Source organism: Nocardioides humilatus (genome assembly GCF_008373755.1).
Taxonomy (GTDB): Bacteria; Actinomycetota; Actinomycetes; order Propionibacteriales; family Nocardioidaceae; genus Nocardioides; species Nocardioides humilatus.
Genome location: NZ_VUJV01000054.1, coordinates 1 through 560 on the forward strand (window position 1 = coordinate 1; position 560 = coordinate 560).

A 560-nucleotide genomic window follows, 5' to 3' on the forward strand; every position below is an offset into this window, starting at 1 on the left:
TTTTTTTTCGATGTATAGAACTATAAGCTGGCATTACTGTTCAAGATGGCGACCGATTTAACAGCTGTCAAGTGATTTATTCTCAGTTTGGTTTGGCAATTTATCATGAATAGACTCACGCCTACTAGATTCGTCGAATGGGCCCAAAACGAGATTGCCGTTGTTCCCGATTTTCATAAGCGAATTTTGTTTAGCGATGAAGCGCACTTCTGGTTGAATGGCTACGTCAACAAACAAAACTGCCGCATTTGGAGTGAAGCTAATCCTCAAGTGTATGTCGAAACACCGTTACATCCAGAAAAACTGACTGTTTGGTGCGCTTTATGGGCTGGTGGAATCATTGGTCCGTACTTCTTCAAAAACGATGATGGCCAGAACGTTACAGTCAATGGTGATCGGTATAGAGCCATGATTACTAACTTTTTCATTCCTGAATTGAATAACCATGATGTCCAGGAGATGTGGTTTCATCAAGACGGTGCAACAGGTCACACAGATCGTGCCACAATCGATTTATTGAAAGACACGTTTGGTGTCCGCCTAATTTCATGTTTTGGACC

At 42.0% G+C, this 560-nt stretch carries 1 protein-coding gene; it reads left to right on the top strand.

What is annotated here, in order from left to right:
* Positions 1 to 105: 105 nt before the first annotated feature.
* Positions 106 to 560, top strand: a 455-nt coding sequence (locus tag F0U44_RS23985; RefSeq protein ID WP_149730587.1) for a hypothetical protein, incomplete at its 3' end; no start/stop codon positions are given.